We start from the raw sequence: 22,318 nt of genomic DNA on the forward strand, positions 1-22,318 counted from the left end.
ATGCTCGCTACCTCTCTCCCGCGCAAACTAAATAGGGCAGTCCTTGCGAAAATTCGGAGCGCGCTTCTCCCGATGTGACAGCACGCCTTCCTTGACGTCAGGGCCCATGAAACCCAGCATCTCGAACGCAGTGGAAGCGTCGAAGATTGGCCCGGCCTGGCGCAACCAATTATTCAGTGAATATTTCGTCCAGCGGATCGCGCTTTGCGCGCCGTTTGCCAACTCAACTGCAGTGTCGAGAGCGACTTGCTGCAGTTGATCATCGTCGACACACATGGATACCAAGCCAATGCGCTCGGCCTCTTCGCCGGAGATTGCCTTGCACGTCAGAAGATAATACTTTGCCTTGGCCATGCCGCAGAGCAGCGGCCAAATGATCGCCGCTACGTCACCTGCGGCAACCCCCAGGCGGGGGTGCCCGTCAACAATCTTGGCTCGCTTGCCTGCGATCGACACGTCAGCCAGAATTCCGACAACGAGCCCCGCACCCGCGGCTGGGCCATTGATCGCCGAGATGATAGGCTTGTTGCAATTGATGATGTTGTAAACGAGATCCTTGGCTTCCTTCCAGGTTCTCATCATCTCGTCGAAGTTGCCCGCTATTCTTTCGATCAGGCTGAAATCTCCCCCCGCCGAAAACGCCTTGCCAGCCCCCGTCACGATAACCGCGTTGATGTTGGGGTCGCGGTCGACATCAATCCACATGTCGGTCATTTGCGTGTGCGTTTCCGCATCCACGGAGTTGAAGGTTTCGGGACGATCGAACGTGATCCGAAGAACACGGTCCGCCGGATAGTCGAATTTCAGTTTGTTGTATTTGGCATAGCGGTCAGACATGGTGTGTTCTTCCTCCTTCAATGTACGGGCAATTATCTATCAGCCAGGCAAGCCGAGAACGGCTTTCGACAAGATATTGCGCTGGATCTCATTCGTCCCGCCGTAGATCGTGGTCGGTCGCGCCTTGTAGAAGTTCGCCAGCACGTCAACACCGACATTGCCGAGCTGTAAGGGACCGATCAGGCCGCCGTCAGGTCCGGCGGATTCGATCATGAGTTCGGTAATCTCTTGGAACGTCTCAGTGACCCAGATCTTCAGCATCGACACGTCGGGACCGAGCATTTCGCCGCGCTTGAGTTGGTCGGCGAAGCGGCTATAGAGCGCCGCGTGATCCTCAACATCCAGAGCGACTTTCGCAAAGCGATCGCGGAACACCGGATCGTTGAACATGCAGCGCCCTTGCGCAATCGTCCGTAACTGAACAAGTGCGTTTTGCGCCAGGTTGGGCGCACCGATGAAGATTCGCTCGAAGCCGAGCAGGGCCTTGGCCATCGTCCAACCCTTGTTCAGTTCGCCAACCAGGTTTTCGCGGGGCGCGCGAGCATTGTCGAAGAATACCTCGCAGAACTCGTCTTCACCCGCGAGCGTCGTGATCGTGCGAACTTCGATGCCCGGCTGGTTCATTTCGGCGAGCAAGAAGCTGATGCCCTCCTGTTTTTTTCGCGCATGAGAATCGGTGCGCACCAGCATAAAGATGTGCGTGGCGTCATGAGCCATCGTGGTCCAGATCTTCTGCCCATTGATCACGAAATAATCGCCGTCGATCACGGCACTCGTGCGCAGACTGGCGAGATCGGACCCCGAGCCCGGCTCGGAGTAGCCCTGACACCAGATGTGCTCACAAGTAAGGATACGCGGCAGCCAGTAGTGTTTCTGCGCCTGGGTGCCAAACTTGATGATAAGGGGGCCGACCATCTGCACACCCATGTCGCGGCCCCGCGTCACGCCCCAGCGCTGCTGCTCTTCATAAAAGATGAGGAGCTTCGAAGCTTCCAGACCCATGCCGCCATATTCGACCGGCCAAGCAGGCGCGACCATGCCCTTGGCGTAGAGCTTCTCGTGCCATTGGCGGATCTCGGCGAACTTCGCCCGATGCGGCAGATGGCGTAGCTCTTCGGGATACTCGGTCTCGAAGAAGGTGCGAACCTGGCGGCGGAACGCTTCGTCACTCAGTGCATTCCAGTCGGTCATCGACCTGCCTCATTTGCCTCAAGAGCGTCCATCCAACGAGCCCGGTGGTAGGCGGCATCCCCGAGCCAGGCCGAAAGCACAAGCGCACGGTTCAGAAACAAGCCGATGTCGAACTCGTCCGTATAGCCGACTGCACCGTGGAGTTGAATCGATTCCCGGGTGATCCTCTTGGCCGTGCTGCAGGCGCGAGCTTTGGCGCGGCTCGCCTCACGTATGCGCGCGCCCTGATCGGCGCTCACATCCATCCGTGCCAGCGCCTCGCTCACCCCCGCCTCGGCCACCTGCTGAGCGACATACAGGTCTACGGCGCGGTGCTGGATGACCTGAAACGACCCGATTGGCTTGCCGAACTGCTCGCGCGTCTTCACATAATCGAGGGTCAGTTCGAGTGCTTTAGCGCTGACGCCGACCAGCTCGGCGGCGGCGAGCGCCGTGGCGTCGGCGACGACGGTGGACAACGCTTCCGATACCACCGAGCCTTCGGCCAGCAATTTACCTGGGGCGTCGACAAAGCCGATGTCGCAGAGCTGGCTTCCGTCGGACTGTCGCCGCAGCTCCGAGTAGATCCCCTTGCCATCAGCGTCGAGGGCAACGAGAACGGGCTTCGAATCATTTTGCGCAACCACGAGCAATTGATCCGCGCCGACGGCCCCGGCAATCCAGGCCTTTGAGCCGTTCAGCACCTTACCGTCGAAACGGCATGCCATTTGGTCAGAGTAACCTCGAAGACCACGTTCCTGCCAAGCGAGGGCGCAGGCGATTTTGCCACTGATAGCCGTAGCGAGCATCGCATCGCCAGGACATACCCGTTGAATCATTCCGATCGCAAGTGCGATGGCTGACACCACCGGTTCGGGCGTGAGCGCGCGACCAACTTCTTCCACGATCACACCGGCCGCTGTAAGTCCCATGCCAAGTCCGCCGACCGCTTCTGGGGCGGCGACACCGAGCACGCCAGCATGGGCCAGTTCGTTCATCACCTGTCGGTCCCAGCCCTTGTCGCGAGCGTTACGGGCGCGTGCGATGCCGCCCGCGCGCTCAAAGAGTGTGCGCACGCTTCCGCGCAGCATCCGCAAATCGTCCTGTGAATGCGCCCTCACATTGCTCATGACGGCGGCGCTGCCTTTCGCTTAACCATCGCGGCGGTATCGACGGTCAGCACGGGCTCTCCTGCCATGTTGCGCGCTTCGACACGGTAGCTGACGACACCCCGATCGGGCTTGGTTTGGGAGGGCCTCACTGCCTGCATCTTCAATGTAACATCAAGCGGCTCATTCGCCCGCACAGGCGCGTTCCAAGATAGTCTCTCGAAACCCAAACCACCGATGTTTGCGACCCCCGTCATGAAGTCCCGCATAATCGGCCTGAATACGAGGAGGAGTGTCTGGAACCCCGATGCGATCAGACCGCCATGGATTTGCTTGGCATAGTATTCATCCGTATGCAGCCGCTGCGGATCCCATTCCCTGGCGAACGAAATTATCTCGTCCTTGCTTAAGGGAGGGGTGCGGAACGCAAAAATTTGTCCGACCTTGAAATCCTCCAAGTACTTCACGGCCGATGCCCTTCCTCCGTCGGCGCAAAACCATCGTCAAAGCCGCTCTGCCCCGCGATCCGGCAACGGTTGAATTCCTCCAGCTTGGGATAGGTTGCTTTGAACGCCGCCAGGAATTCGTCGATTGGCGCATCCACGTACAAGCCCCGGTCATGAACATATTCCATGTGCCTCTGATTCTTTTCGTCGAACTCGTGAAACAGAGCGTCAGACGTCCCGTCGAAGAGAAGAGGCTTTACTCCGAAGCGCTTGCATAGCTCCATGTTGAAGGCCGGCGTAACCTTGTAGGGCCTCCCGTCGAGCCACAGCTGCACGTATCCGTGGTAAATGAAGAGATCCGTTTGCATCAGCTCGGTTAGCTTTGGCGTATTCAAATGGTTACGAACGTCGGCGAAGCCCAATGCAGCGGGAATGCCAACAGCACGTAGGCAGGCGGTCAGCAAGATCGCCTTGGGCACACAAAAAGCAGACTCCGCCCCTGCCACCACGCTAGCGCGATAAGCATCGGGGCTCAGTTCAAACGTGTAGGGATCATATCGGATGCCATCGCGCACCGCTTCGAACAGTCGGATTGCCTTTTCGGTATCGGAAGCGCTGGAGTTCAGGTTGCGCAAAGCAGACTCTACGAAAGCCCTCACCTCGGCGCTATCGCTATCGACAAAGTTTGTTGGGGAAGTTAAGCACGCCGGATCTGCCGGCGGTCGATGATCCGCGCTAGACATTATCCACCCCTTGAAGCAGCTTTTCTAACATACGTTAGATTTACTCCATCGTATGCAGGCCTGTCAACGGTGCACGAAATCTTGATTTCCGCTTAATGAGATGGACGTTCGATCCGCCTCGGCCGCTCCCTCAATTGTGGAAATCTATTCGCAGCGGCCCCACTGGCAGTTCCGCGTCGACCCTATTGAAATGCGGGCCCTCCGTACAGATCGACAACCTCGGCGAAGCGGTCCGGATACCTTCACCGGCATGTTTCTCGATCGAGGTAAGTGCGCGAAGCCAGGCTACCGTCCTGCTAGTTTTAGGCTTGACTGGCTGTGGCGGCGCGCCGCATCCGATCGATGAGACGGTCAGCGAGATCCTCGACCACGAGCCGGTACGGTCTAGGGTGACCAAGACAAACGCCGTGCTTATCAAATTCCGCGATGATCATCCGCTGCGCTGTGGCGGCTGCTGAGGTCTGCTCGAGCTCTGTTTTTCGGGCAACACACAACCCTCAAATTTCTCGCGTAGTGACGCATTCCGATTTCCCCGTCGCCGTCATCGGCATCTCTTCAATGAACACGACATCATCCGGCATCCACCAACTGGCGATTCTCGTCCTTAGATAGTCGAGCCGGAGGCTACCCGTCGCCTTTACGAATGTCATCAATGGAATCAACTGCCCTCGACCACAGCACGTCTTACGTCCGTGACAACCTCGATCTTCACCTGGTGAACGGCCGTTACTCTGCCGGTCTTGTTTGCGAACTCGCCAACGTGTACGAGGGGCGCACCGGCAGTGTGTTTGCGGTCTTTGATGAAATAGCCACTCTGGAGGAACATCCCATCGCCCGCCCGAGCCTCACCAAACCCCCGTCACTGTTTACAAGGCCACCGCTGCGAGGCCTGCGGCATAAGCATTATCATCAAGCCGCCTTAATTCCGACGAATGTCGATAATCACTGGCGCGCGAACAGCTTCGCCGACCCCGTCGAAGAAGCGGCCACCAACATGTCCGTTCCCGACGACAAGCTGATCGGCTTCATGCTGCACGAATTCGTCACCTCGGATATCATGATCGCAGTCAAGCCCGGCGGCTGACCGGTGAATGGATTGTCTACGCCCGGCAGGACGAAAGACATACCTATCTCACGCTGGGCACCCCCGGTGACGATGGTGCCATCTATGAAAGGGTGCGTGCTTGCGCGAACGGGTTCCCAGATCTCAATTTGACCCAATGCTTATAGCAGAATCGCGCGGTTTGGATACGAAGTCCATCCAGACAGCGCCCATGGGCTCCGATTCATTGAACGCAGCGATCGACCGGTTTTTCCGATCCTACTTCAACCAGCTTCAAGAGCCGGATCCCGACACACTGCTCAATTTCCTGAATGCCCTTTACGGATTGAATGACAAGCTCAAAAAGCAAGCCGGTCGGGACCTGTTCGGATCCGCGAACTTCCTTGCCCTGAAGGCGCTGCGCAATCTGTTCCATCACCACGTCGAGCCCGTCCATGAAATCAAGCTCATTCCCCTCGATGAGCTCCCGCCAATGACGACAGACCTGATGATCGTGTGTCTTGTGCCGCGTTCGCTCATCGAACGCGCGCAAGTTGAGACCGAGCGGCGGCATCAAGAAAATCCGCTCCGCATTTGCCGCATTCAAATGGTACGGAAATATTGTGAACATTCAGCCCTGCATGTTCAACGTGGCCGTGGATGTTTTCGAGGCAATTGCTGATCTCGATGTTGATCCCTCGTCTGACGCGTACGATGCCTTCGAGGAGGCATATCGGTTGGATGAGCAGAGCGGTCGACCTACACGCGCCACCGGTGATATTTGGTGCGCCGCCGGGTCCCTGAAACCGTTTTTGATCAAACGGCCTCCGGGAAGAACTAACCATCCGTTAGCTAAGAGACGCTGCGGCTACTCGGCTCAGCCGCTTTGGTCGCGCAGCACAGACGGCAGCGGCCGAGGTGCCTGGAGCCCGGAGCAGATTGCCCGACGCTTGCCGATCGACTTCCCGGACGACAACACGATGCGCATCAGCCACGAAGCCATCTATCACGCTCTCTTCGTTCAAGGTCGGGGAGCGCTACGCCGCGAACTGACGGCCTGCTTGCAAACGGGACGTGTGCTAAGAGTGCCCAGAGCGCGCGTAAGAAGGCGAGGCAAGGGCTTTGTTTCGCCGGAGATCATGGTCAGTCAACGCCCCGCCGAAGCAGCCGATCGAGCAGTGCCGGGACACTCGGAGAGGGACCTCATCCTTGGTCTTGGCAGCTCAGCGATTGGTACGCTGGTCGAGCGCACAACGCGGTTCACGATGCTGCTGCATCTTCCACGGCTCATGGGGCACGGCGAAGCTCCGCGCATCAAGAATGGGCCTGCGCTCGCGGGACACGGAGCTGAACGTGCGGGACGCGATTACTCGCACCATCATCACCTTGCCACAAGAGCTGCGCCGTTCGCTGACCTGGGACCAAGGGGCCGAAATGGCCCAACAAGATCGTCTCAAGATCGATGCAGGCGTGCAGGTCTACTTCTGCGATCCGCAAAGTCCATGGCAGCGCGGCACTAACGAGAACACTCTGCTGCGTCGGTACTTCCCGAAAGGCACAGACCTGAGCGTCCATAGCGTTCACGAGATCGCCGCCGTTGCTGCCGCCCTCAACGCCCGACCGAGAAAGACGCTGGGATGGAAAACGCCGGCGGAGGCGCTTGACGAGTGGCTACCATGAGTAACAAAATCGATGTTGCGACGACCGCTTGAATCCGCCTTTGCTGCGTCGGTCGCTATGATGCACGAGCCCGCCGCGATGGATCGGCCGCCGATCGTGCAGTGCCTGTTCCAGCGTATCGAGCACGAAGCCGGCATGCGCAGTGCGCGAAGCACTATAGCGCGACAAAGCATGAGCGATCGGGATTGGATAGGTTGCAAAGCAGCCAGGAGGACGCGTCGTCGCAATAACGCGTAGTTTGCCCGGCCATACATTTGTCGTTTGATGGCTTTGATCCTGCTGATCTGGCCTTCGATCGGACTAGTGCCAAAGCGCGCCGCACGCTTGTGCCCTTTCACAGCGTCATCGCACAATCCGAAAGAGGGGCTGAGTCGCGAGGCTCCTTGTGCCGGGGGCAGCCTCGCCAAGGCGGCATTCGTTCAAGAAAAGCCATTCTGGAGACGTCGGCGGACCACCTGGCTCCTAACCGATTGCGGACTATCGTATCGAGCTGCCTCTTGGTAGGATTGGTCACCGATACTTCTCGCTGGTGCTAGCTGTCCATGCTCCCCCATCTCGAACGGCCAACTGATAGACCGTCAATATCCGGAAAGATCATTTCTGATTTTGGGTTGCTGTACGCCTCGAACGGATTCATCGGCTGGCTCTTTGCCGCGACTGCTCCGATGGCCATCATCCTGACAGCCGGTTTGCAGGGTGAACTTTCGGAAGGCGAAATTGCGTCCTGGATCTTCGGTGCCTTCTTCATTAATGGCTTGATCACGATCCTGTTCTGCTGGCTTTATCGACAGCCATTAGCTTTCTTCTGGACGATTCCCGGCACGGTTCTGGTCGGACAGTCATTGACGCACCTGAATTTTCATCAGGTCGTCGGAGCATACTACGTCACGGGCGCTCTCATCCTGGTGCTGGGTGGAAGCGGCTGGGTGAAGCGCTTGACGGAATTGGTTCCGCTCCCGATAGTGATGGGAATGGTTGCCGGCGTGTTTTTGCGTTTTGGCCTCGACCTCGTCCGTGCGGTATTCGCGGACGGCGCTGTCGCCGGACCCATGGTGGCGGTCTGGCTGCTCCTGTCCTCGGTCCCAGGGCTGGGCCGCCGCTGCCCGCCCATCATCGGAGCGCTGGTGGTTGGCGCGCTTGCCACGATCGTCCTCGGCAGATTCGAGGATTCGTCGCCGCTGGAGTTCGAGTTGATCCGACCGGTCATTCAGGACCCGGCTTGGTCGATCGCTGCTTTGGTCGAGCTTGTCTTGCCGCTGGCGATCACCGTCTTGGTCGTGCAGAACGGTCAGGGCTTCGCTGTACTCAAGGCAGCGGGGCACAATCCGCCGGTCACTGCGGTGACGATCGCCTGTGGGGTCGGCGCGTTCGCCAGCGCCCTTGTTGGCGCCATCAGCACGTGCCTGACAGGGCCGACGAATGCCATCATCGTCGGCAGCGGCGAGCGCAAACGCCAATATGTCGCCGGGATCGTGGTTGGTCTTCTGTCGATCATGTTCGGGCTGTTTGCGCCAACTTTCACCCGACTGCTCCTCAACACTCCAAAGTCCTTTGTTGCAGCATTGGCAGGCCTCGCGATGTTGAGCGTGTTGCAGACGACTTTCGTTACGGCGTTCGCCAACCGCTTCTCCTTCGGCGCGCTGGTGGCGTTTCTCGTGACCATTGCTGACATGCCATTGTTGAATGTAGGGGCCCCCTTTTGGGGATTGGTCTCCGGCATTGTCATATCCGTCCTGTTGGAGCGGGCGGACTTTGCGTCGCGGCCGATGTCGTAAGACGGATTTCTACTGGTCAATTTGTTCTTGGCCAACAGCGGTAGCCCGAGAAAGCATGCAATGATGTCGCCTGAGAAATGAAGAAGCGGTATTTTCGCGAAAAGCAGGTCCGCGATCACCCGGAGCACTCCGCTGAATATCTGAGACATGAGCACTGTTGGCGCAGCCGGTCGAGGCCAAAGCTGCAGTCGTGCTAAGCAGCATGCCGACAAGCTCACCGAGGATGGCCGCCAGGGGTTGGTGCGCCACGGGCATCTCCTGAGCCGGATTATGACTGGCATCGGGCTGTGCGCTCAGCGTGTGCGCGAACACGTCGGTGAAGGTTCGGCGCGCATCCGCTTTTCGTCGGCGATTCTGCCGCCGATGCACCGAGATCGAAGAGCCTCGAAGTGCTGATCCAATCCTTTATCTCTAGGGCGTTTCAACCGGCGACTTGGGGCGGACTTCTGACCGAGCCGCGCCGAGGATCATCCAAACACGCTCGCCCCGACTTCGCAACCCGGGCCTGCTCCGACAGTCGGAGCACTAACGCTCGCCGAATGGCTCTAAAAGGAAGGGAGAACTTGAAAACAAAGCATGCCGATGGGCACACCGTTTTCGGTAGCGACGACGAACTCACGTTGAAGTTTGAAGGAACGTGCGCCGGAGGCAGGATAGCTCGTCACCTTGGCACGGCCGAGCAGTTCCCGCGGTAGTTCTCGAAGGAACGTTCATCTTTCGCGAAGAGTAGCCGGCCCCCGGTGGCGAAGCCGCTGACGCTAAAGTTCAATCCTGCCAAACTTCCGACGCTGCCGAGCGCTCTCGCTGAAAGCGTTACCCAGCCTTGTTGTCGCGCTGCTTTGTCATGGACGAAGTCGGACGAGCCATGCTGCTGCACAGCATCAAGGTCACAAAAGATCTCCCGTGATTGCTCACGGGAGCCTATTTGTTCTACCCGCCGGAGAATCATTCCGCAGGCACGTCACCGTGAATGGTGTCGCCGAACAATTCCCATTTCTTGCCTTTGAATCTCATTAGTTGGAGCGAACTGATCGGTGCAAAATCGGTCGGCCCGGTGTTGATCCTGATGCCCGGCAGCAGCGTGTCAGGCTCAAAGTCCTTCAGGTTCGCGGCCTGCTTCATGATATTGGCACGCGTGAGATCATCGCCGCACATCTCGAGCACCTTCGCCAGTGTTTGGGCAGCGCCGTATCCATAGATGTGGCCGCTGTCGGTCTTGTCGGCGCCAGGCATGTACTTGTCGACGAACTCGGCCCATTTCTTCATGCCGGGATCATTAGTCCATTGCGGATCGGTCGCGTCCTTTGCGTAGGCAGCTGAAATCACTCCTTGAGCATTGTCGAAGCCCGCAGGTTGCATCACGCTACCTACCGATGCCGAGACGTTGGTCATGATTTGCAGCGGTCTCCAGCCGATCTCAGCCGTTTTCTTTATCGCCTGCGCGCCGAATTTCGGGGTTGTGTAGATCAGGAGAACGTCTGGGTTGGCAGCCTTGATCTTGACGATGTGGGAGTCGATAGTCGGCTCGGAAACTTCGTGACTCTCTTCCATGATGATATTGGCAGCCTTGGCGCCGAACCCATCCTTGGTGCCCTTGACATAGTCTTTGCCGAAGTCGTCGTTCTGATAAAGGATGGCCACCTTCGCATTTGGTTTCTCCTTCATCAGATACTTGGCGTAGATGTGGGCCTCACTCTGGTAGGAAGGCTGCCAGCCCATCGTCCAGGGAAAATTCTTGGGATCGTTCCACTTGGTTGCACCCGTCGCAACGAACAGCTGCGGGACTTTCTTTGAGTTGAGATACCTCTGGATCGCTGTATTGGACGGCGTGCCGAGTGGGTTGAAGACGAGCAAGACTTCGTCGCTTTCGACTAGCTTGCGGACCTGCTCTACTGCCTTAGGAGGAGAGTAGGCGTCGTCATATGTTATGAAGTTGATCTTACGACCGTTGATCCCGCCGCGATCGTTGATCATCTTGAAGTAGGCTTCCTCAGTCTTGCCGATAACGCCATAGGCGGATGCGGGGCCGCTGTAAGGCATGATATTCCCGATCTTGATTTCGGTGTCGGACGCGCCTGGATCGTATTTCTTTTGGGCGAGTGCCGCCGATGGCGAGACCGCAAGCATCGTCAGGGCGAGGGACGCTGCGGCGAATCTGCAGGTGACTGTCTTCATTCCATTCTTCCTTTGCTTTTGATGGATCAGTTCTATGCGAAATCTTATTTGGCGGACCGCAAGTGAACCGTGCCTTGCTGGGGCCCAGTGAAGATCGGGCCAGTGACGCATGTGACGAAACGGCCTGACGGCATCCTATTCGCAAACATAGGCACCTCTTCCACTTGCCAGAAGGGCGCCGTCGGTACCGACAACACGTGTTTCAGCAACACTGATTTGACGCCCCATCTTTACTAATCGGCCAATTGCGCGCAGCTGACCAGGTAATGCAGGTCGATGGAAATCGACATGCAGATCGATTGTCGCCCGCGGTGTCCCTCCAGCTGCAAGGATGGTGTAGAGTCCCGTCAGGTCGATCAACGCGGAAAGAATGCCGCCATGCGCCGATGCGATTTTGGGATTGGAGACAATCTCGTCTCGCCAAGGCATTTCGAGCACGAGTTCGTTCATATCGAAATCAATCAAATTCAGCCCGAGCCAGCGATGAAAGGGAGCAATCAGCAAACGCTTCCGCAGTTGTTCAATATCGTGGGGCTTCCTTTCTCGGTTCACGAGACCACCTCCGCGCCATGCCTTCGGATCAGGAATTCAACGATGGCTTGACCGAAAGCATCGTTCTGATCGCCCACCACCATATGTGTAGCATCCGCGATGTCGGTGTATTCAGCGTGGGGAACCAGCGTCTTGAAATGCACCACAGCTTCGGGAGACACGAGGTCGCTCAAGCCTCCCCGTATCAAATGGACGGGCAGACGCAGCCTGCCGGCCGCAGCGTTCAGCGCGCAGCGCCGACGATCGATCGCCGCTGCTTCCATCACTTTCGGTCGAACGATTTGATCGATGAAGGCGGGATCCCAATGCCAATAATATCGTCCGTCTTCCTTGCGGCGAAGATATGTTTGAAGTCCGGATGAGGCTTTTCGGCTTGGGCGATGGGGCAGATAGTTGGAAATCGACTGCGCAGCCTCCTGGGGAGAGGCGAATCCCTCGCGTGCATGAGCCGCCATAAAGCCGACAACGCGCGCGATGCCTGCCGGCTCCATTTGTGGAGTGACATCAACGAGCGTGAGAGATGCAAAGCTGAACGGGCTCAGTTCGCCCTCCGCGAAAATGCCCGCCAAGCCCCCAAGCGAGGCGCCGATGAGCGCCGGCCTTCGAGCTTGTGCGCTTGCGATGGCCACAAGATCGCTCGCAAAATCTCGGATGTCATATGCGCCATCCTCAGCCCAAGCGCTATCGCCATGTCCGCGCAGGTCTATTGCAATTGATCGAAATCCATGCCGGGCCAGCAGCTGCGAGACGACGAGCCAGCTTCGCCGTGTCTGGCCTCCGCCATGTGCCAGCACGACCGGAAAGCCATTCTCTGGCCCTTCCGTCGATGCGGCAATTTGGTGGCCCTCGTGCCCGGCGAGCATAGTCGCGCGCTGCGTCATCGTCTCAATCCTGAGTAACCTTACCGTCGATCGACGTTTCGTGACAGGATCCGACGATCGGCAGCGCGGCGATCATCGATATCGCGAGCGGCCCCGCGCGGGCGGCCTTGCAGGCATGTTCGGGGCTCAGGTTGATTCCGGTCTGGGCGAACAATTGCAGGGACCCTCCTGATGCTTAAGTCCACACGCCTTCGCAGAGCGCTGACTTTTGGCGACCGGCTTTTTGCCAATGAAGGTCAGATGGAGAATCCAAAGCAACCGTCCCATTCAAAAAATAGCAGAAGCACCGCAACCGAGAAGGGGGCGACGACGCCCAAGACCACGCCGCAATGACTACCGCGATCGTTGATGCCGGGCCCTCCCCAGCTTGCCACTCTATCCGTGCGCGCCGCTCTCTCATTGGACCGGTTGAACCGCTAAGCAAGGCAAGTACTTAATCCGGCACGCCTTAGGCATGGAACGCGCACCCGCGTCGTCCCTTTCCGTCATAGATAAACCCTTTTCTCGAAAGAAGCAAGCAAGCTTATGATAGGCTTGCGCACGGATTTGCTCGCGATGGCCGCCATAGGGCTCGCGCGAGAAAGAAGTGAGAGAATTGAGGAAGGCAACAAGCAGAGGTTCGTCCGCGTCGGAAATTGCTTGCAAACACAGGTTTGCGACCTTGTCGGGGGATTTCGTCCCGGGATTCGGCTTTGGTTAGAGATGTGTAGTCGCATACTTTTCTTAATCGGCCTTCTGGCGCTCGCGCACCTATCGCCAGCTCGAGCGATGCTGTGGTCAAACGTCGCGGCTAGCGAAGACAATCCACCGGCTACTGGCGACGCTGATCAAGGGACAACTCGGGAGTTTCAATTCTTTCGTGAAGCCCGAGTTTCGTTACGGCGGGCGATCAAAATAGCAGAGAAGCTGCATAGTGGATCAACGGCACTAGAAGTCAGATTCGATATCTTGGCTGGTTCCGCAGTCTATTGGGTCAAGACCATGCGCAGGACGCTGATCTGGGAGAATGCCATCGACGCAAAAACTGGAAGCGTTGCAAGGAAAGAAAGCACCCTCTCTTTGGAGAGTTCCGACAACCGGAATGAATTGGTGGCTCTGAAGAATGTACGGCAGGAATTATCGGATGCAGTCGCTATTGCTGAGAAAGTTACAAAGGGAAATGCAATCAGTGCAACTTTGATGAAAAGGGACGGCCGATTGAACTTCATCATCCTGATCGTGAGCGGCGACCAGTTAAGAGAAGTCATCCTTGAGCCACCGACAGCGCGGCGTCCTTGACCGTCGCCATTTTGTGACTTTGGCGGCGTGGTTGGTGCCATGGAGTTCCATGTGCTTCGGTAGGCGGCCACGATCGTCCATCGGGACGGGCGCGTGCAAGCTTTACCGATGGCTCTCGGGGCCTTGCCCTCGACTTCCCACGGCGTAGATGGAACTGTTTGTTACCTAACGGGTTTTTGAAATTGTGCGGTAGTCTTCGGTGGCTGAAGTGAGATCTGAGCCATGGATAGCGTTGGCCATCGGATTAGGGACATAGTCAGCCGGCATCTTGACGTTCCGCCGGAGAAGGTCGTCGACAATGCTCGCTTCATCGAGGACCTGGGCGCTGACAGCCTTGATACGATCGAGCTTCTCATAGCTTTTGAAGAGGCATTTGGCTGTGAGATTCCTGACGAGATTGCCACATCTGTCCTCACCGTAGGAGATGCGCGGAGGTATCTCGAGGACAAGGCAAACACATAGCCCAATCTTCTTGCAGGCGATTGGAGTCATTCGATGAAAATGCCTGCTCGCACGCGATTCAGCGACCCTACACATCCAGCGTCCCGCCGCGCATCATTGCATCTTGATCGGCCGCTCATAAGCTTGACTATCACATAAGCAAGCTTATAATATCACATGCTTATCGGAGATGTAAATGAGCCGCGCTTCCGTGGATCAGGATTTTTTGTTCACTCTCGCCGAACTGGCGCGAATGCTACGTGTCTATGCGGACAAGGAGGCAGGGCGCTTTGGCATAACCCGCGCACAGTGGGCGGTTTTGGCCAAGGTAGGACGCAAGGAGGGCATGAGCCAGGCGGAACTCGCCGAAGAAATGGAGATGCAACCGATCACGTTGACGCGATTGGTCGATAAATTATGTGAGAACAATTGGCTCGAACGCCGGGGCGATGCCAATGACCGTCGGATCAATCGACTCCATCTTTTGAAGGCCGGACGCCAGTTGCTTAGCAAACTGAACGGCCTGCGTTCCGAGCTTACTGCCACTGCGCTTAACGGCATTCCCGTCGCGGATGCTTACCGCCTGCTTACACAACTTGAGGAAATCAAGGAAAACGTTCGTAACGCGGTGCAGGGTGCGAACGAAGATTTGTCTAGAGAGGAGCAGCGTTATGGCTGATCCGATCCTCAAATTCCCACCGGAGCACAAGGGAGATCCGTCCGCGCCCGGCCGATCAAAGCTCGCCGGCGAGCCACGTCGACGACTGATGGCGGGCTTGCGCCGCTATCGCCGTTTCCTGCTGCTCGTGGTTCTGCCGCTGGTTGCGGTGGTGGCCGGACTTACGGTCTATCTGAACGGCGGCCGTTACGTCGGCACGGACGATGCCTATGTGGGCGCGCAGAAAGTACTGATCACGCCGGATGTCTCTGGCAAGATCGTCAGCGTTTCTGTCAAGGAGGGCCAGCTGGTGGTGCCCGGCGACACCCTCTTTCAGATCGATCCTGTGCCATACCGGCTTGCGCTGGCGCAGGCGCGCGCAAAACTCGAAGATGCCAAGACCAACCACGCCAACCTCGTCGCAAACGTCAAGCTATATTCCCAGACGCTGGAGATCGTCGGCGCGGGCATCGCCATCAAACAGCGCGACGTCGAACGCAAATCATCGCTGGTGAAAAATAATGTCGGATCGCAGCTCGATCTCGACAACACTATGACCGCGCTGGTAACCGCACAGGCGCAGCAGCAGCTGGTCCGGCAGCAGCGCTCGAATGCGCTCACCCAATTGCTTGGCAATCCTGATTTGCCGTTGGAGGAGTTCCCCGCCTATTTGCAGGCGAAAGCGGCGCTTGACGACGCGCAGCGCAATCTCGACCTCACCACGGTTCGTGCGCCAATCAACGGCACGGCCACTCAGGTCGAGCAGATCCAGCTCGGCCGCTACGTCACCGCGGGCACGCCAGTGTTTTCCGTGATGGACGTCGCCAACCCGTGGGTCGACGCCAATCCCAAAGAAAGCGACCTGACGTATGTTGCGGTCGGCCAGCCCGTTTCGCTGCAAGTCGATGCGTTTCCCAACCACGTTTTCAAGGGAAAGATTGGTTCGCTGTCCCCGGGCACCGGCGCGCAATTCGCGATTCTGCCTCCGCAAAATGCCACTGGCAATTTCGTTAAGGTGGTTCAGCGCGTGCCGGTGCGCATCTACTTCGAAGAGAACGACAAGCAGGTGCGCAAGCTGAAGGCCGGCATGAGCGTTTATGCCACCATTGACACCGGCCACAAGCGCACGCTTGCCGGCTTGCTGGGGCTGTCGGCGACGGCAAATCAGCACGAGGATTGAACCATGTCGGGTCCGTTGCCTTCGGGGCTGCGCCGTAACATGGTGACGACCTGCGCCATGACGGCAACGATCATGCAGGCGCTCGACACGACCATCGCCAACGTTGCCCTTCCTTATATGCAGGGCACGCTGTCGGCCTCGCAAGACCAGATCAACTGGGTGCTCACCTCCTACATCGTCGCTGCCGCCATCATGACCGCCCCGGTAGGATGGATCGCCAATCGCTTCGGACGTAAGCGTATCTTCATCATCTGCTCGGCTGGTTTTACCGCGGCATCGGTGCTGTGCGGGCTCGCGCAAGACATTACTCAAATGGTGTTGTTTCGCCTGTTGCAGGGTGTATTCGGTGCAGCGCTCGTACCGCTCTCGCAGGCAGTGATGCTCGACTCTTACACTTTGCAGGAGCGAGCAAAGGCGATGGCTATCTGGGGCATGGGAGTGATGTTAGGCCCGATCATGGGCCCGTCCCTCGGCGCTTGGCTTACCGAAACTTATTCCTGGCATTGGGTGTTCTTTGTCAATTTACCTTTCGGTGTACTGACAATCCTCGGCCTGTTGGTCTTTATGGACGAAACTGAGAAGGATTACACGCTGCGGTTTGATTGGTTCGGGTTTACTGCATTGGCAGTCGCCATCGGCGCCCTGCAGCTCGCGCTTGATCGTGGCGAGCAGTTGGGATGGCTCGAATCCAACGAGATCATAGCCGAGTTCATCATCTCCGGTGTAGGCTTCTACTATTTCTTCGCGCACTCGTTCACGACCCCGAGCCCGTTCATTCAATTCGCGCTGTTCAAGGACCGCAATTTCGTGACGGGGTGTATCTTCATGACCGTGATGGGATTGGTCCTGTACTCAACCATGGCGCTCGCCTCGCCCTATCTGCAAAACGTGATCGGCTATCCCATCATTACCGCGGGTATGCTGCTGGCAACCCGCGGCTTCGGGACCTTCTTGGCCATGATGATGGTCGGCCGGTTGATGCGCTTTATCGAGGCTCGAACGTTGATTGTCAGCGGCTTGGCTATGACTGCGGGCTCGCTGTTCCAAATGACAGGATGGACCGACCTGACGCAGGTGCCGGAGATCGTCGCCGTCAGCATCATCCAAGGTTTTGGCTTTGGGCTCGTGTTCGTGCCGCTCTCGACTGTTTCGTTCTTGACGCTTCCCAGCCACCTTCGAACCGAAGGCACGTCGATGCTGACGCTATTGCGCAACGTTGCCAGTTCGATCGGCATTTCCATCGTGATTGCTGAGCTCACGCAGGGAACCCGGCGCAGCTATGCCATCCTGTCCGAGCACATCAACCCATTCAACCATGCCCTTCAGATGCCCGACGTGCGCGGCATTATCAATCTGTCTACCGATGCGGGACGGGCGATGGCCGACAAGATGGTTGCCGTGCAGGCGCAAATCATTGCGTTTTCCCAAGACTATCAATTGGTCATGTTGTTTGTTGTGGCCACGATCCCGCTCGCGATCATGATCGGCTCAACAAAGGCCATGTTGCGCAAGCAAGCAGCAGGACCAGAGCACGCGGCCATGGAGTAGCGGACTCGGCCGGAGCAACGCCTTGGAAAGGTCGATCTGATCTCAATGGCGCCCACCGCCAGCCCCCGACTTCTCTCTGCCACGAATTGTTCAGGAAGAGAGGCCAATCTGGCCAACCTGGTCCGAGAGGCGGAACAGGAGCCGGTGCCGTGCAGCGTGCGCAATGATATCAGGCGCCGCAAACAATCACGGAAAAGGCTACCGCATCGAAGAAGAACTCGGCACCAAGAGCCTTCAGGCTCGCCTTGATGGCCGTGCCAAAGCCTAGGTGCCGAGGTCCTGCCGTCTCGATAAGGCAATAAGGCCGATCAGGCTGAGCTCGTTTTTCGATATTCGTGACGTCGCAAGTCGGTGCGACCGTCAGGCTTTCAGGCGCCGAGTGCTGCTAGGTGAAAGCGGGCCAGAGCTGATGGGCCGGATAACTTAAGACAGCCGCCCATCAAGGCAGAGAGCAAAGCCCGCAACTAGGTGCTCCGGACAAGCAGACGATCGACGTTTACTTTGCGGGGGCTTGGACGACGTCTGTCCGCTTAGTGTCAGTCACAGGACGCGCGCGGGTTACCAAGCGAAAGAACACCGGCACGAACAGGATAGCGACAAAAGTCGCGGCCAGCATACCGCCGATCACGCCCGTGCCGATCGAATGGCGGCTAGCGGATCCGGCGCCGGTGCTGACCGCTAGTGGCAGCACGCCGAGCACGAAAGCCAACGAGGTCATGATAATGGGGCGAAACCGCAAGCGAGCTCCCTCCACAGCGGCTTCAAAGACTGTTGCCCCCTTGCGCATGCGCTGCGCGGCAAACTCCACAATCAGAATGGCGTTTTTGGCGGCCAAGCCGATCAGGGTCACAAGCCCGATCTGGAAATAAACATCGTTGTCGATGCCGCGTAGGAAGATGGCGAGCACGGCCCCGAATACGGCAAACGGCACGGCCGTGATCACCGCAAGCGGCAGTGACCAGCGCTCGTATTGAGCGGCAAGTATGAGAAACACCATCAGAATTCCGAATAAAAAGCCCTGATAGCCGGTGCCGGCAGTGGCGAGTTCTTGGTAGGCTGACCCGATCCAACCGATCGAATAATCTGCTGACAGCGTTTTGGCCGCAATATCCTGCATCGCGGAAATGGCCTGACCAGAGGAGTATCCAGGCGCGGGCTCGCCGAGGATCTTCGCGGCTGGAAAGATGTTGAAGCGATCGACGATGTCGGGGCCGACAACTCGCTCAAGCGATACGACCGCGTTTAGCGGTACCATCGCGTTGTCGAGCGATCTAACGAAGACATGGCGCAGATCGTCAGGCGTTCTTCTGAACTCCGCCTCGGAGGAAAGGCTCACGCGAAACGTACGCCCCAACAGCGTGAAGTCGTTCACGTACAGGCTACCGAAAGTGCTTTGCATGGTGTCGAAGATAGCACTGATCGGAACGCTTAACGCTTTTGCCTTCTCGCGGTCCACATGGATACGGTATTGCGGCACGGCCGTGCTAAACGTGGTACGCACGCCGCGCAACTCAGGACGCTGAGCTGCTGCTTGTATCAAGCTGGTTGTGATCTGCGCCAGGCGATCAAGACTGCCTCCCGAGCGGTCCTGCAAATAGGCTTCGAAACCGCCTGTTGTACTGATGCCTTGGATCGGTGGCGGATTGAAGCCGATGACTACACCGTCGCGAAAGCGCGCATTCAGTGCCGAGAAGCCGGGCACCAACGTGCGGGCATCTGATCGTGGATCGGTGCGCTCGGCCCAATCCTTAAGGGTTACGAAAGCAATGCCTGAATTGGTCTTTTGAGCCAGCGAGAGCAAATCGAAGCCTGAAAAACTGATCACACTAGCAACGGCCGGGTTGGCCTTAAGCCCTTCCGTGATGGTGCTGTTGACCTCGCGCGTGCGATCGACGGCGGCGGCTGGCGGAAGCGCTGTGACGAGAAACGCATAGCCTTGGTCCTCAGCCGGCGCGAGCCCTGTCGGTACTCGGTAAAAGAGGTATGCTGTGCCGGCAAACATCATTGCAACGAGGGTCAGCGACAGCGGCACACGGCGCAGGAAGAAGCCCACAGCATCGCTATAGCACCGAGTGAGTCCTTCGAAGGCGCTATTGAACAGTCGAAAAGGCAGCCACGGTTCAGAATGACCACTCTTGAGCAGCAGGGCGGCGAGTGCAGGTGTAAGAGTAAGTGCAACGACGCCGGAAATCACCACGGACACAGCGATTGTCACGGCAAACTGGCGGTACAGTTCGCCTGCCAAGCCCCCCAGGAACGACACGGGGATGAACACAGCGCACAACACCAGCACGATGGCGATGACCGGACCACTTACTTCCTCCATGGCCTGGATCGCCGCTTCTCGCGCCGACTTCGCTTCCGCGCGCATGATCCGTTCCACGTTCTCCAGCACCACGATGGCATCGTCAACCACGATCCCGATCGCCAAAACCAAACCGAACAGCGTGAGAAGATTTATGGAAAAGCCGAGCACATACATGCCGGCAAAGGTACCGATAATAGAAACCGGGATGGCGATGACCGGAATCAACGTAGCTCGGACATTCTGGAGGAACAGGAACACGACCGCCACGACCAGAATGATAGCCTCGACGAACGTCTTGATCACTTCGCGAATGGACGCTTCGACGAAGCGGGTGGTGTTGAACGGAATATCGTATGTAAGCCCCTCCGGAAAACGCTGGGCGAGGCGGTCCATGGTTTGCCGCACTGCGGCGGCCACCTCCAGCGCATTGGCGTCCGGCTGTAGGTAGATACCGATGGGGACCGCTGGCGCCCCATTGTAGGTCGCCGAAAAAGCGTAGTTGAGCGCGCCAAGCTCGACGCGCGCGACGTCCTTTAGCCTCAACGCCGCGCCTTTCTCGTCGGAACGAAGGATGATGTTCTCGAACTCGCGGGTATCTATGAGCCGCCCCGGGGTACTGACGGAATACGTGAATGGCTCAGCGCCGGGCATCGGTTCTTCCCCGAAGCGGCCGGCAGCGAACTGCGCATTCTGTTCGCGTATCGCGGCGGCGATGTCTCCGATGGCGAGATTGTACTGCGCGACCTTGTCCGGACGAACCCAGATGCGCATGGAGTAGTCGGACGCCCCGAACAGCGAGGCATCGCCGACACCGGGGAGCCGACGAAGCTCATCGATCACATTCACAAGCGCATAGTTGCCGATGAAGATCGTGTCGTAACGACCAGCGGGAGACGACATGGTCACAAGCTGCAGGATCGTGCTCGAGCGCTTTTGCACCGTTACGCCCTGACGGTTGACCTCAATCGGCAGGAATGGAGCCGCACGCTGGACGCGATTGCTGACGTTAATGGTCGCCTGGTCCGAGTTGGTACCGATCTCGAATGTGACGGTCAGGCGCATCGTCCCACTATCCGTTGACGTTGATCGCATGTAGAGCATGCGCTCAACTCCATTGATCTGCTGTTCGAGCGGCGCCGCGACCGTCTCGGCAATGGTTTGTGCGGTAGCGCCCGGATAACTGGCGGTAACAACGACTTCGGGAGGCACGATCTGCGGATACTGCGCGATCGCAAGCACACGCATTGAAACCAGGCCTGCAAGCACGATGACGATGGATAGTACGGAGGCAAGAACTGGCCGGTCGATGAAGAAGCGGGAGATCATTTGGCGCCTTTCTTCGGCGGGTTGCCCTCGCGCGACGGCAGGTTGGCCGGAACTGGTCGGACTGGCGCCCGAGGCCGCACCCGCATGACACCGTCAACCATTAGTTGTTCGCCCGCCTTCAGGCCATCCTCAATCACCACACCGGCGTCGAGCTCTCGGCCGATTTTAATCGGCCGCGCCTCCGCCTTGTCGTCGGCGCCAAGCACATAAACAGAGGCACCGCGCGGCCCCTGCATGACCGCTTGTTTGGGAATGATAATCGCATCAGGAAGGGTGACGCCATGGAGCCGGACCCGCACGAATTGGCCAGGCAGAATCGTGCCGTCGGCATTCGGAAAGATGGCGCGGAACTGGATCGTTCCCGTCTGAGAATCGATAATGCTGGCTGACAAGTCGAGCTTCCCGGTGTGCGGATGTTTGGTTCCCTCGGCATAGTGAAGCTCGACCGAGACGTCCTTCCGCGCGATCGGAACAGCGCGCTTTCGGTTCATGCTGCGTAGCGACTGATAGTCCGCATCTGTGAGCGCGAAGTGGACATAAGCCGGATCGAGTGGGGTGATAGTCGTCAGCAAGGTCTGCTGCGCAAGAATGAGAGTGCCCTCCGGTGGCGAGCGCAGACTGGTCATGCCGGCTACTGGCGCTTTGATGGTCGTATATCCGAGATTGAGCGTCGCATTGCCGACCTCGGCTTGAGCGAGCTTTACCGACGCTTCGGCGGCATCACGCGCGCCACGGGCGTCGTCGAGCTGCTTTTGAGTGGTCACCTGACGGATCGCCAGCTCTTCGACGCGCCGAAAATTCTGCTCGGCCTGGACGAAGTTGGCCTGAGCCTGCGCCAGTTGAGCTTGCGCACGATCCAACGCAACTTGGTAAGGACGGGGATCAATGCGGAAAAGGACCTCGTCTTCCTTCACCCGGGCACCTTCCGCATACTCGCGCTTAAGCAAAATGCCGCCCACCTGCGAGCGGATCTCAACGTCGCGGACACCGGCAACGCGACCAGCATAGATCAGGGGAAGCTCGACGGTCTGTGGTGTGACGGTGATCACCCCCACCTCGGGCGGTGGCGCTGGCCTCGCCGTTGTCGCAGGCGGTGCCGCGCGCATAGCATGCCAAGCGTAAGCCGTCGCGGCTATGCCTACGGCGACTAACAGCAGCGCAAGGCTACG

19 protein-coding genes and 1 pseudogene are annotated in these 22,318 nt (G+C 58.1%); 9 read left to right on the forward strand and 11 right to left on the reverse strand.

What is annotated here, in order from left to right:
• Positions 1-27: 27 nt before the first annotated feature.
• The 5 genes from ASG57_RS36035 to ASG57_RS36055 are packed head-to-tail and all read right to left on the reverse strand — an operon-like array spanning position 28 to position 4,197.
• Positions 28-837 (reverse strand): enoyl-CoA hydratase/isomerase family protein, encoded by an 810-nt coding sequence (locus ASG57_RS36035; RefSeq protein WP_057199268.1) that lies wholly within the window; start codon positions 835-837, stop codon positions 28-30.
• A gap of 39 nt (positions 838-876) precedes the next feature.
• On the reverse strand, positions 877-2,028 hold the full coding sequence (locus ASG57_RS36040; protein ID WP_057199269.1) for an acyl-CoA dehydrogenase family protein: 1,152 nt from the start codon (positions 2,026-2,028) through the stop codon (positions 877-879).
• Positions 2,025-3,098 (reverse strand): acyl-CoA dehydrogenase family protein, encoded by a 1,074-nt coding sequence (locus ASG57_RS36045; RefSeq protein WP_028139156.1) that lies wholly within the window; start codon positions 3,096-3,098, stop codon positions 2,025-2,027. The genes ASG57_RS36040 and ASG57_RS36045 overlap by 4 nt, the downstream gene beginning before the upstream one ends.
• 35 nt (positions 3,099-3,133) lie before the next feature.
• Positions 3,134-3,583 (reverse strand): MaoC/PaaZ C-terminal domain-containing protein, encoded by a 450-nt coding sequence (locus tag ASG57_RS36050; protein ID WP_057199270.1) that lies wholly within the window; start codon positions 3,581-3,583, stop codon positions 3,134-3,136.
• Positions 3,580-4,197, reverse strand: coding sequence for a transglutaminase-like domain-containing protein (locus ASG57_RS36055; protein WP_230646583.1), 618 nt, complete (start codon positions 4,195-4,197; stop codon positions 3,580-3,582). Before ASG57_RS36055 ends, ASG57_RS36050 begins: the two co-directional genes overlap by 4 nt.
• A 760-nt stretch (positions 4,198-4,957) precedes the next feature.
• Between ASG57_RS36055 and ASG57_RS36060 the strand changes: the two genes are divergently transcribed.
• The 4 genes and pseudogenes from ASG57_RS36060 to ASG57_RS36075 all read left to right on the forward strand — a co-directional run bounded on the left by ASG57_RS36060 (position 4,958) and on the right by ASG57_RS36075 (position 8,802).
• Positions 4,958-5,389, forward strand: a complete 432-nt coding sequence (locus ASG57_RS36060; protein WP_057199272.1) for a hypothetical protein — start codon at positions 4,958-4,960, stop codon at positions 5,387-5,389.
• 190 nt (positions 5,390-5,579) lie between these two features.
• Complete coding sequence (locus ASG57_RS38505) at positions 5,580-6,029, forward strand: hypothetical protein (RefSeq protein WP_162250096.1); 450 nt, start codon at positions 5,580-5,582, stop codon at positions 6,027-6,029.
• Positions 6,030-6,270: 241 nt separating this feature from the next.
• Positions 6,271-7,059: pseudogene (locus ASG57_RS36070) on the forward strand (IS30 family transposase); the annotation flags it as partial.
• Between the two features lie 510 nt (positions 7,060-7,569).
• A complete protein-coding gene (locus ASG57_RS36075) occupies positions 7,570-8,802 on the forward strand; it encodes a benzoate/H(+) symporter BenE family transporter (RefSeq protein ID WP_057199274.1) in 1,233 nt (410 codons plus the stop codon).
• Positions 8,803-9,747: 945 nt separating this feature from the next.
• Here ASG57_RS36075 and ASG57_RS36080 read toward each other — a convergent pair.
• From ASG57_RS36080 to ASG57_RS38320, 4 genes are all read right to left on the reverse strand, one after another.
• Entirely contained in the window at positions 9,748-10,929 is a 1,182-nt protein-coding gene (locus tag ASG57_RS36080) for an ABC transporter substrate-binding protein (protein ID WP_230646587.1), read from the reverse strand.
• A 183-nt stretch (positions 10,930-11,112) separates the two neighbouring features.
• Positions 11,113-11,529 (reverse strand): hotdog fold thioesterase, encoded by a 417-nt coding sequence (locus ASG57_RS37435; protein WP_082529116.1) that lies wholly within the window; start codon positions 11,527-11,529, stop codon positions 11,113-11,115.
• Positions 11,526-12,410 (reverse strand): alpha/beta fold hydrolase, encoded by an 885-nt coding sequence (locus ASG57_RS36085; protein ID WP_057199276.1) that lies wholly within the window; start codon positions 12,408-12,410, stop codon positions 11,526-11,528. Before ASG57_RS36085 ends, ASG57_RS37435 begins: the two co-directional genes overlap by 4 nt.
• Before the next feature lie 4 nt (positions 12,411-12,414).
• Entirely contained in the window at positions 12,415-12,564 is a 150-nt protein-coding gene (locus tag ASG57_RS38320) for a hypothetical protein (RefSeq protein WP_156402925.1), read from the reverse strand.
• 827 nt (positions 12,565-13,391) lie between these two features.
• On the opposite strand from ASG57_RS38320, the gene ASG57_RS39900 reads away from it, so the two are divergent.
• The 5 genes from ASG57_RS39900 to ASG57_RS36110 all read left to right on the forward strand — a co-directional run bounded on the left by ASG57_RS39900 (position 13,392) and on the right by ASG57_RS36110 (position 17,515).
• The gene (locus tag ASG57_RS39900; RefSeq protein WP_349510079.1) at positions 13,392-13,688 is read left to right on the forward strand and encodes a PepSY domain-containing protein; all 297 of its coding nucleotides are present in this window, start codon (positions 13,392-13,394) and stop codon (positions 13,686-13,688) included.
• Between the two features lie 222 nt (positions 13,689-13,910).
• Positions 13,911-14,150: an acyl carrier protein gene (locus tag ASG57_RS36095; protein ID WP_057199278.1), complete on the forward strand. Its 240-nt coding sequence runs from the start codon at positions 13,911-13,913 to the stop codon at positions 14,148-14,150.
• A 175-nt stretch (positions 14,151-14,325) separates the two neighbouring features.
• Entirely contained in the window at positions 14,326-14,808 is a 483-nt protein-coding gene (locus ASG57_RS36100; protein ID WP_057199279.1) for a MarR family winged helix-turn-helix transcriptional regulator, read from the forward strand.
• Positions 14,801-15,967 (forward strand): HlyD family secretion protein, encoded by a 1,167-nt coding sequence (locus tag ASG57_RS36105; RefSeq protein WP_057199280.1) that lies wholly within the window; start codon positions 14,801-14,803, stop codon positions 15,965-15,967. Before ASG57_RS36100 ends, ASG57_RS36105 begins: the two co-directional genes overlap by 8 nt.
• 3 nt (positions 15,968-15,970) lie before the next feature.
• On the forward strand, positions 15,971-17,515 hold the full coding sequence (locus tag ASG57_RS36110; protein WP_057199281.1) for an MDR family MFS transporter: 1,545 nt from the start codon (positions 15,971-15,973) through the stop codon (positions 17,513-17,515).
• Between the two features lie 496 nt (positions 17,516-18,011).
• Here ASG57_RS36110 and ASG57_RS36115 read toward each other — a convergent pair whose 3' ends face one another.
• Together ASG57_RS36115 and ASG57_RS36120 are read right to left on the reverse strand one after the other, a co-directional pair.
• Positions 18,012-21,146, reverse strand: coding sequence for an efflux RND transporter permease subunit (locus ASG57_RS36115; RefSeq protein WP_082529130.1), 3,135 nt, complete (start codon positions 21,144-21,146; stop codon positions 18,012-18,014).
• Positions 21,146-22,198 carry an efflux RND transporter periplasmic adaptor subunit gene (locus ASG57_RS36120; protein ID WP_057199283.1) on the reverse strand — a complete coding sequence of 351 codons (1,053 nt, stop codon included), beginning with the start codon at positions 22,196-22,198 and terminating at the stop codon, positions 21,146-21,148. The genes ASG57_RS36115 and ASG57_RS36120 overlap by 1 nt, the downstream gene beginning before the upstream one ends.
• Between the last annotated feature and the right edge of the window lie 120 nt (positions 22,199-22,318).

Source organism: Bradyrhizobium sp. Leaf396 (genome assembly GCF_001424605.1).
Classification (GTDB): domain Bacteria; phylum Pseudomonadota; class Alphaproteobacteria; order Rhizobiales; family Xanthobacteraceae; genus Bradyrhizobium; species Bradyrhizobium japonicum_C.